This window comes from Micromonospora sp. NPDC049230 (assembly GCF_040647875.1).
GTDB lineage: Bacteria > Actinomycetota > Actinomycetes > Mycobacteriales > Micromonosporaceae > Micromonospora.
In genome coordinates this window covers 268,773-277,182 of record NZ_JBEZCZ010000006.1, presented here as the reverse complement: position 1 = coordinate 277,182, position 8,410 = coordinate 268,773, and the positions used below count along the sequence as shown (strand labels likewise).

13 protein-coding genes are annotated in these 8,410 nt (G+C 71.0%); 5 read left to right on the top strand and 8 right to left on the bottom strand.

What is annotated here, in order from left to right; all coding sequences use genetic code 11:
- A partial coding sequence (locus tag AB0A95_RS08440) for a hypothetical protein (RefSeq protein ID WP_357554965.1) occupies positions 1–180 on the bottom strand: 180 nt, incomplete at its 3' end.
- Positions 181–342: 162 nt separating this feature from the next.
- Between AB0A95_RS08440 and AB0A95_RS08435 the strand changes: the two genes are divergently transcribed.
- Both AB0A95_RS08435 and AB0A95_RS08430 read left to right on the top strand, forming a co-directional pair.
- The gene (locus AB0A95_RS08435; RefSeq protein WP_357554948.1) at positions 343–567 is read left to right on the top strand and encodes a hypothetical protein; all 225 of its coding nucleotides are present in this window, start codon (positions 343–345) and stop codon (positions 565–567) included.
- Positions 568–590: 23 nt separating this feature from the next.
- Positions 591–785: a hypothetical protein gene (locus AB0A95_RS08430; RefSeq protein WP_357554947.1), complete on the top strand. Its 195-nt coding sequence runs from the start codon at positions 591–593 to the stop codon at positions 783–785.
- Positions 786–839: 54 nt separating this feature from the next.
- On the opposite strand, the gene AB0A95_RS08425 is transcribed toward AB0A95_RS08430, so the two are convergent.
- From AB0A95_RS08425 to AB0A95_RS08415, 3 genes are all read right to left on the bottom strand, one after another.
- On the bottom strand, positions 840–1,382 hold the full coding sequence (locus AB0A95_RS08425) for a DUF1360 domain-containing protein (protein ID WP_357554946.1): 543 nt from the start codon (positions 1,380–1,382) through the stop codon (positions 840–842).
- An 80-nt stretch (positions 1,383–1,462) separates the two neighbouring features.
- The gene (locus tag AB0A95_RS08420; RefSeq protein ID WP_357554945.1) at positions 1,463–1,801 is read right to left on the bottom strand and encodes a hypothetical protein; all 339 of its coding nucleotides are present in this window, start codon (positions 1,799–1,801) and stop codon (positions 1,463–1,465) included.
- Entirely contained in the window at positions 1,801–2,142 is a 342-nt protein-coding gene (locus tag AB0A95_RS08415; RefSeq protein ID WP_357554944.1) for a DUF6158 family protein, read from the bottom strand. The genes AB0A95_RS08420 and AB0A95_RS08415 overlap by 1 nt, the downstream gene beginning before the upstream one ends.
- Before the next feature lie 131 nt (positions 2,143–2,273).
- Here AB0A95_RS08415 and AB0A95_RS08410 point away from each other — a divergent pair, with 131 nt between their 5' ends.
- The gene (locus AB0A95_RS08410; RefSeq protein WP_357554943.1) at positions 2,274–2,696 is read left to right on the top strand and encodes a hypothetical protein; all 423 of its coding nucleotides are present in this window, start codon (positions 2,274–2,276) and stop codon (positions 2,694–2,696) included.
- A gap of 26 nt (positions 2,697–2,722) precedes the next feature.
- Positions 2,723–3,052, top strand: coding sequence for a DUF3817 domain-containing protein (locus tag AB0A95_RS08405; RefSeq protein ID WP_357067037.1), 330 nt, complete (start codon positions 2,723–2,725; stop codon positions 3,050–3,052).
- A 49-nt stretch (positions 3,053–3,101) separates the two neighbouring features.
- On the opposite strand, the gene AB0A95_RS08400 is transcribed toward AB0A95_RS08405, so the two are convergent.
- Positions 3,102–3,602: a DUF6232 family protein gene (locus AB0A95_RS08400; RefSeq protein ID WP_357554942.1), complete on the bottom strand. Its 501-nt coding sequence runs from the start codon at positions 3,600–3,602 to the stop codon at positions 3,102–3,104.
- 510 nt (positions 3,603–4,112) lie between these two features.
- Here AB0A95_RS08400 and AB0A95_RS08395 point away from each other — a divergent pair.
- Complete coding sequence (locus AB0A95_RS08395; RefSeq protein ID WP_357554941.1) at positions 4,113–5,090, top strand: NlpC/P60 family protein; 978 nt, start codon at positions 4,113–4,115, stop codon at positions 5,088–5,090.
- Positions 5,091–5,164: 74 nt separating this feature from the next.
- On the opposite strand, the gene AB0A95_RS08390 is transcribed toward AB0A95_RS08395, so the two are convergent.
- The 3 genes from AB0A95_RS08390 to AB0A95_RS08380 all read right to left on the bottom strand — a co-directional run bounded on the left by AB0A95_RS08390 (position 5,165) and on the right by AB0A95_RS08380 (position 8,382).
- Positions 5,165–6,154, bottom strand: a complete 990-nt coding sequence (locus AB0A95_RS08390) for a sigma-70 family RNA polymerase sigma factor (protein ID WP_357554940.1) — start codon at positions 6,152–6,154, stop codon at positions 5,165–5,167.
- A 375-nt stretch (positions 6,155–6,529) separates the two neighbouring features.
- Positions 6,530–7,471 carry an N-acetylmuramic acid 6-phosphate etherase gene (gene murQ / locus AB0A95_RS08385; RefSeq protein ID WP_357554939.1) on the bottom strand — a complete coding sequence of 314 codons (942 nt, stop codon included), beginning with the start codon at positions 7,469–7,471 and terminating at the stop codon, positions 6,530–6,532.
- The gene (locus tag AB0A95_RS08380; protein ID WP_357067027.1) at positions 7,468–8,382 is read right to left on the bottom strand and encodes a MurR/RpiR family transcriptional regulator; all 915 of its coding nucleotides are present in this window, start codon (positions 8,380–8,382) and stop codon (positions 7,468–7,470) included. Before AB0A95_RS08380 ends, murQ begins: the two co-directional genes overlap by 4 nt.
- Positions 8,383–8,410 lie beyond the last annotated feature (28 nt).

The following is an 8,410-nucleotide window of genomic DNA, read 5'->3' as shown; positions in this document are numbered from 1 at the left end:
CGGCACCAGCTCACACAGGTAACGGACGTGCCCGATCCCGCGCGCGCCCTTCTCCATCACCAGGTAGCGGGTGTCCGGCCCGGCCCGCAACGCGGCACGAGGCCGGGGGCGGCGCTGTCTCTGTCGGTCTGCCCCGAGGGCCTGCCAGACCGGGCGGGCCGAGACGACCGGAACACCCACCAGCGCTCCCTTTGCTCTGCACCCGCCCACGCGTCGCCTACGGCGGGTGACTGGCGCATCCGCGAGTGCAGAGCAAAGGGAGCCGCGCAGGGCCGTCGCCCGGCGTCGTAGACGAGCCGCCGGGGTGGGTTTGACCGATTCCGCCCCGGGTAGCTGATCGGCGTGACCGACGACGCATCCGAGGCAGGCAAGCCGGACACCCAGGCCCTCGACGACCTGCTCGACGACATCTACCGGGCGCAGGAGCGGGTCGAACAGGCGGAGATCTACCGCCACGCGGTGGCCGCCGAGCTTCCGCCGGACCTGCTCGGTCGCATCGACGCGCTGCCCGAGGGCGAGTACTCGGTGGACGAGGCCAGCGACCTGCTGGGCGGCTCGATCGGGTGAGCGACCGCAGAAGGGACACCGACATGACCGACCACGAGGACCACGACGAGAAGATGCCGGCGCTGGGTCAACCGCCCAAGGGCAGGGACACCACCCCGGAGCCGGACTTCGCCAACGAACACGACCGCACCGCGGTGGACCGGGACATCGTCACCGGGGCGGACGAGGACGAACGGGAGCCGGAGTCACCGCACGGCTGGTCCGGCATGCAGCGTTGAGCCACGTACGACAAAGGGGGCCGGCGTGCGCCGGCCCCTTTCGCGTCTACCCGGTCAGTCCTCGTCGTGGTGTCCGCCCTCGGCGGCCTGCTGCGCCATCGCGTACGCCATCTGGAGGAAGTCGGACGCGGCGACCGCCGTCAACGCGGTGGCCACCAGCCGGGTCAGCCGAGGTGCGAGCACCAGGCCGCCGGTCAGCCCGGTGGCCACCCAGACCGCCAGGCAGAACGGGCAGCTCAGCAACTCGCCGATGGCATGCCGGGTGGGGCTGCCCGAGTCGCGGACCTGCTCCATCACCTCACCGCTGCCGATCGGGCGGTCATAACGGGTGAACGGCGCCCGCAACGGGCTGGTCACCGCGTCCTTGGACAGCAGCCGGCTCAGCTTGTGCGTGGCGATGGAGAGCAACACCACGTCGGACGGTGCGGGACGCTCCGGCACCGGTCGACCGGTCGCCTTGACCAGGCCGGCGAGTGCGCCGGTCACCCCGACGTAGGCGCCCATCGCCACCAGGTAGCCGCCGAGCGGCCGGTATTCGTGCGGCGCGTACGCCCGGCGCAGCCGCGTCGCCTTCTGTCGCAGGCCAGTGTCGCTCACCTGGTCTCCTTGTCGTGTGGTGTGGTGCGGGAGTGGCGTCCCACGCGGCCGGCGGAGCCGGCCTGGACCGCGCGGCCGACTCAGCCGGCCTGGAGGTTGTCGGCCACCTCGCGTGCCAGGTTGGTGAGCGCCTCGTCGGCCAACTGGTCCGGGCCCGGCCCGCCCGATCCGTCGGCGAGGTCGAGCTGGATCCGGGCGCCGCCGGAATCGGCCGGCTCCACCCGGATCTCGGCGGACCAGTCGTCGGCGTCGCCGTCCCCCCACCGGGCCCGCATCTCGGCCTCGCTGATCTCCGCGGCGGGGCTGCCGTCGCCGCGCAGCGGCTCCGGAAGCCAGGCCGAGGCGCGGTCGGGGTCGGTGGCGGTGTTGAACACCACCTCGGGTGGCGCGGACATCCCGCGCACGGCACGCGCCGGCATCAGGAGTCCCGCAGACGGTTGGGGTCGACCTCCCGGCCCGGGTGACGCGCCAGGTATTCGGTCTCCAACTCCGCGGTACGCCGCAGGTGGTTGGCGAGCGCCGAGTCCGCCGCGTGCCGCAGGGTGTCCAGGCGGGTGCGGTGCAGGCTGTGCATCTCGCGGATCAGATCCTCGTCGGTCAACTCCGTCGGGTCGATGCCGAGCACGTCGCCGTCGAGAGCCGTGGCGCCCGCCGGGTCGGCGAGCTGGTCTCCGCCCCACTCGGGCACCCGCTGCTCCGGGCTCATGTCCGTGCTGCCGCTGGACGCAAAGCCGTCCTCACGTACCGATCCGGTCATCATCGCCCCCCTTGATCTCGTTTGGGCTGGCGTCTAGACGATTGCCCAGGCGTGGTGACGCCAAACCATCCCGGCCGCGCGACAACTACGACACGGTGTCGGAGACCGGCGGCGTCCCCGGTACCCTCGATGCCATGAGGCGGCTCTGGACCCCGGCGTGGATCGCACGTCACGTGGCCATGGTCGTGCTGGTCGTGGGCTTCCTCGGGCTGGGCTGGTGGCAGATCAGCCGGGCCGCCGCCGGCAACAGCCTGAGCTGGGGGTACGCGGTCGAGTGGCCGATCTTCGCCGGCTTCGTGGTCTACGTCTGGTGGCGTGAGGTGAAGCTGGCCCGCCGCCGGGCGGCCGACACCGACACGCCGCCGTCGGAACCGGCCGCCGAGCCCGAGCCGGCGGCCACCGCGGGATCCCGACCGGCGGTACGCCGACCGGTGCGGGTGTCCCGGGTGTCGTCCGGTGGCGACGCCGTCGAGGACGGCGATCTGGCCGCCTACAACCACTACCTGTCATGGTTGAGCGCCAATCCGGGCGCCCGACCCGGTGACTATCCCGGCTGAGCCGGGCTCGGAAGGACGGAACCAAGGTGGGCGCTGCCCTTACCCGGTACCGCGCGATCGCCTGGATCGTGGGTGTCGTGCTGATCCTGCTGGTCGTGATCGGCATGCCGCTGAAGTACGTGTTCGACAACGCGGTGGTGGTGGAGACGGTGGGGCCGGCGCACGGCTTCCTCTACATGATCTACCTGGTGGCCGCGTTCGACCTGAGCCGTCGGGCGGACTGGCCGCTGAAGCGGATGCTGCTGGTGATGCTGGCCGGCACGGTGCCGTTCGTCTCGTTCTACGCCGAGCGCCGGGTCAGTGCCTGGGTGGCCGCGCCGCAGGAGCAGCGGGCTCCGGAGCCGGTGGCCCGCTGAGCGACAGGTGGGCCGACGCCCCGCTCGGCGCGGGCCCACCGTCGTCGCCTCAGCGGCTGGGCCGCCACGGTTCGGTCGAGGCGAGCGGGTCGACCCAACCGCCGTACCGGTTCATCTCCCGGGCCCGCAGCAACGCCCGGGTGACCTGACCGAACTGCCGCTCGTCGTCGGCGCTGAAGAGCAGCGTCTCCGCTCCCCCGTACCACCCCCACAGCTCGTGGGGCGGCGGGCGCCAGCGATCGCCGACCAGGGCGAGTGCCCCGGGCAGCAGGAAAACCGCGCCGAGGATGAGGTACGCCCCGGCGGTCAGGTGTTGCAGCCCGCCGGTGAAGCCGAGCAGCAGCCCGACGCCGCCGATCATGCCGGCGGTGATGGCGACGGCCCGGACGGCGATCCGGTCGTGCGGGCCCCGGGTGGTTCGCAGATGGGTGAGGTCGGCGACCCGGTAACTGGTTCGGCCGACGGTGAACCGGTCGACGGTCACGATGATGCCGGGCCGCGCGTACAGCAGGGTCGACCGGGCGCCCGGCACCGTTCGCGGCGGTCGCACGTTTGCGCCTTCACGATTCACGGTTCCTCCCGCGGGGGACGGTTGGCCGAGTGACCCGGCGGTGGCAGATACCGCTATCCGCCGACGGGATTCCCGGCTTCAGCCCTCATTGTGTTGGTGCGCGGCCAGCCGACCTGGGCATTTGCCGGCTTCCCCACGCTCACCCGGGCGAGGGATAGCGTCAGGAAACAGCATCCATTTCGCCTTTTGTCGGTTATGGCGGTCGACGATCCGACGGTATACGCCCGGAACGACGAAAGTCGTATATCCGTCACCAGCCGCGAAATGGGCTTTGCGTACGTCTCAGCAGGTGTCCGCAGCGCCACCCACCACAGCGGCACGGGCCGCCACTCTTCCCACATTCGCCACTGCTTCAACTGCGAGCGACATCCGTCCCGGGTTAGGTTGTGTGAGCCGGTCCGGCCCAGTGCCGTCCACCCGGATGGCCCCGGCCGGTGTCGCCGAGGGCGTCAGCAGCCCCAGCGGCCGTGGGAGAGGGGCCTTCCGCTCTTGTCATCCCTGAGAAACCTGCTGCGTACCGTGGCGCTGGCCGGCATGTCGGCCGCGCTGATCGCCCCGACGGCGGTGGCTCACGCCGAGCCGTCCCCCGCCGACCTGACCCGCCGGATCGAGACGTCCTCGGCCGAGTTGGAACGGGTCGTGGAGTCGTACAACAAGTTGCGTGAGGAGATCAAGACCAACGAGGCCTCGGCGGCGCGATTACAGGCCCGCATCGGCCCGCTGGAGCAACAGGCCGAGCAGAGCCGGGCCGACGTGACCGAGTTGGCCACCACCGCGTACAAGAGCGGCGGCCTGCGGACCGCGGACGCCCTGCTGCGTCCCGGCGGCTCCGCCGCACTGCTGGACCGGCTGAGCACGCTCGACCAGCTGACCCGCCAGCGGCAGGAGCGCATCTCCGGCTTCACCGCCGACCAGCGGCGACTGCTGGACGAGAAGGCCGGCCTGGACGCCACTCTGAAGCGACAGGCCGCGCAGGCCCGTCAGCTCTCGGCGGGCAAGAAGCAGATCGAACAGGACCTGGCCAAGCTGTACGAACTCCGTCGGCAGGCGTACGGAGCGGCGACCGAACGCCCCGACCCCAAGGCCGCGGTGGCCGAGGCCAAGAACGTGCCCGCGGTGGCCGGTGCTGCCGGCACCGCAGTGCGCTACGCGTTCGGCGCGGTGGGCAAGCCGTACGTCTGGGCAGCCGACGGGCCCAACGGCTACGACTGCTCCGGGCTGACCTCGGCGGCCTGGCGGGCGGCCGGAAAGTCCCTGCCGCACAACACCCGGTCGCAGTGGGGTGCCGTCGCGCACATCGGTCGGGGTGATCTTCGCGCCGGTGACCTGGTCTTCTACAGCGGGCTCGGGCACGTCGCACTCTACGTCGGCGACGGCCAGGTGATCGACGCGCCGAGCGCCGGCCGTAACGTGCTCAGGCGAGGCATGAACATCATGCCGATCCAGGGCTACGGCCGGGTGCGCTAGTCACCCGACCGGCAACGCCGAACGGCCGGCGTCCCCCTATCGGACGCCGGCCGTTCGCCGTTATTACTACCAGGTCAGGCTGCCTGCAGCCCCTCCGCCCGGGCCAGCTCACGCAGTCGGCCGAGGGCCTGGATCTCCAACTGTCGGATCCGCTCGCGGGACAGCGAGAACCGGGAGGCGACCTCGGTGAGCGAGTGCTCCCGGCCGTCCTCCAGCCCGTAGCGGGCCCGCATGATGCCGGCGGACCGGTCGTCGAGGTGGTTGAGCAGGCCCTCGATGCGCTGCCGCTCCAGACCGCTCAGGACGATGTCCTCCGGCGACGGCGCGTCACTGTCGGCGACGAGGTCGCCGAGGTTGGTGTCGCCGTCGTCGCCCACCGGGGTGTCCAGCGAGACGGTGTCCTGCGACCAGCGGCGCAGCTCGTTCACCCGCTCGACGGTGACGCCGAGGGAGGCCGCGATCTGCTCCGGCTCCGGGTCGGCGCCCAGCTCACGGGTCAGCTGCCGGGCCACGTTGCGCATCCGGTTGACGTCCTCCACGAGGTGCACCGGCAGACGGACGGTGCGCTCCTGCTGGGCGATCGCCCGGCTGATCGCCTGGCGGATCCACCAGGTGGCGTAGGTGGAGAACTTGTAACCACGCTCGTAGTCGAACTTCTCGACCGCCCGGACCAGGCCGGTGTTGCCCTCCTGGATCAGGTCCAGCATGGGCATGCCCGAACGCACGTAACGGCGGGCGATCGACACGACAAGTCGGAGGTTGGCGCGGATGAAGAGGTCCTTCGCGCGCTCCCCCTCGACGACCAGCCACTCCAGGTCGGCCCGGTCCACACCGGCGGGGACGGCTTCCTCACCGAGCAGGTGCTCGGCGTAGAGGCCGGCCTCGATAGCCTTGGAGAGATCGACCTCCTTGGCGGCGTCCAGCAGTGGCGTCCGGGAGATCTCGTGCAGGTAGACGCCGACCAGGTCGCGCTCCTCGGCAACCTCGTCGGTTCGCATGCCGATGTTCTTGTCCACGTTGCCCACGGTCCCCTCGCTCGCGCCGGTTGCCCGGTTCCTTGCCATTCCCCACGTCCGTCAACCCCTGGTAACTTCTGCTGTGCCCACCGGTGCTGACACCTACACAACAGATGAGACGTGTCGGGGATTCCATGTCGTGAGTCGAAAGTGTCACGAATGCCTGAGTAATAGCTGAGAGCACGGTCCATGTTTGCTGTCAGCATCCGTCGGATGGCTCGCCGCTGGGCACCACGCACGGGTTACGCACCATGGCAACACCGCCCGCCGTGGGGGCACAGCGACCCGGGTCACCACCACGCTGCGATCCTGGTCACTGCCAGATACGCACCGGAGGACCGCTCGGTTCATCGTCGAGGGTGTTATTACCCCCCGGCCAGATGAACAATCCGAGGCTTCGTTCGCTTCCCGGTGGCGCGGCGGCTAGGACGCGAGCAGGGCGAGCGCCCCGCGTACCTGGTCGGCGGAGCGGGCCAGCGCGGCCCGGGCGGCGTCCACCTCGGCACCGGAGACCAGGGAGACCAGCGCCGTCTTCAGGTCACCGTCGGCCTCCACGAGCGCCTGCCGGGCGACCTCCTCCGCGCAGCCGGTGGCCTCGACCAGAATCGAGATCATTCGGCCACGGAGTTTCGCGTTGGTGGCCACCATATCGATCATGAGGTTCGAGTAGACCCGCCCCAGGCGCACCATGACGGCTGTCGAGAACGTGTTGAGCACCAACTTCTGCGCCGTGCCCGCCTTCATCCGGGTCGACCCGGCGACCACCTCGGGTCCGGTGTCCACCCCGATGAACACGTCCACCGACCGGGCGGCCTCGGCCTCCGGATTGGCGCACAGCAGCACCGTCGAGGCGCCCTTGGCGCGGGCCGCGGCGAGCGCCCCGAGGACGTACGGGGTGCGTCCGCTGGCCGCCAGACCGACCACCAGGTCACCGCCGCGTACACAACTGGCCGCCTCGACCGCGCCGCCCCGGTCGTCGTCCTCGGCATCCTCCACGGCCCGCCACATGGCGTCCGGGCCACCGGCGAGGTGGGCGCAGAACCAGTGTCGGGGCGAGTTGAAGGTGGGGGCCAACTCGGCCGCGTCGAGCACACCGAGCCGACCGGAGGTGCCGGCCCCGAAGTAGTGCACCCGGTGGCCGCCGCGCAGGGCCTCGACGGCCAGATCGACTGTGGTGGCGATCTCGTCGAGCACCGCGGCGACCGCCGCCGGCACCCGCCGGTCGGCTTCGTTGATCACGGTGAGGACGTCCCGCGTCGACATCAGGTCGAGGTCGACGCTGAGCGGGTTACGCCGTTCGGTGGGTGCGCCCACCCGGACCGTCGGGCGAACGGGCGGTGCGGGCAGGTCCGCACCGGCCGTCATGCCCGCCTCCGGTTGGCACCCACCCGGTGCGACTGGACCGCCTCGGCGGTCGCCTCCAGGGCCTTGCGGGCCCGCGCCCGGTTGCGGGCGGCCACCCCGACAAAGAGGCAGTCGACAACAGTGAGCTGGGCCAGCCGGCTGGCTGTCGCGCCGGAGCGGTAGGTGGTCTCCCGGGCCGCCGTGGTCAGCACGAAGTCGGCCACCTCGGTGATCGGCGAGCGGGGAAAGTTGGTCAACGCCACGGTGCCGGCGCCTCGCGTGCGGGCCTGCTCCAGCACCTCGATCACGTCGGAGGTCGTGCCGCTGTGCGAGATGCCGATCGCCACGTCGCCCCGGCCGAGGAGGGCGGCCGAGGTCAGCGCCGTGTGCACGTCCGGGAAGTAGAAGGCGATCCGACCGATGCGGTGCAGCTTCTGCTGGAAGTCCGACGCGACGAACCCGCTGGCGCCGGCACCGTAGATGTCGATCCGACCGGCGCTGTTGATCGCCTCGACCACCTGCTCACAGACGGCGGGGTCGAGCTGTTCGGCAGTCTCCTCGACCGCGCGGGCGTCGTTGAACGCGATGGTGGCGATGATCTGGGCGAGGTCGGCGCCGGGCGGGATGTCGCCGCCGACCACCCGGGCGTCGGGTGGCTCGATCCGGCGGGCGGCCTCGGCGGCGAGCCGGATGCGGAGTTGGGGATAGCCGTCCATGCCGACCGAGCGGCAGAACCTGATGACTGTCGCCTCCGACGTCTCCGCCGCGGTGGCGAGGTCGGTGATGGTCCGCCGGGAGGCGGCGGCCGGGTCGGACACGACCAGCCGGGCAACCCGCTGCTCGGCGGGAGACAGCGACGGCAACAGCCCGCTGATGTGGACGATCAGCCCACCGGGCTCCTGACTCGCAGAAATCTTCGGACTCTTCGCCACGGGTGAAACTTACTTTCACCAAGCGTGA

Excerpts from the sequence above, each read along its gene's own strand:
- AB0A95_RS08430 (WP_357554947.1), top strand. The coding sequence starts at position 591 with ATGACCGACCACGAGGACCACGACGAGAAGATGCCGGCGCTGGGTCAA.
- AB0A95_RS08410 (WP_357554943.1), top strand. The coding sequence starts at position 2,274 with ATGAGGCGGCTCTGGACCCCGGCGTGGATCGCACGTCACGTGGCCATG.
- AB0A95_RS08415 (WP_357554944.1), bottom strand. The coding sequence starts at position 2,142 with ATGATGACCGGATCGGTACGTGAGGACGGCTTTGCGTCCAGCGGCAGC.
- murQ (WP_357554939.1), bottom strand. The coding sequence starts at position 7,471 with ATGACGGCCGGTGCGGACCTGCCCGCACCGCCCGTTCGCCCGACGGTC.
- AB0A95_RS08390 (WP_357554940.1), bottom strand. The coding sequence starts at position 6,154 with ATGGCAAGGAACCGGGCAACCGGCGCGAGCGAGGGGACCGTGGGCAAC.
- AB0A95_RS08420 (WP_357554945.1), bottom strand. The coding sequence starts at position 1,801 with ATGCCGGCGCGTGCCGTGCGCGGGATGTCCGCGCCACCCGAGGTGGTG.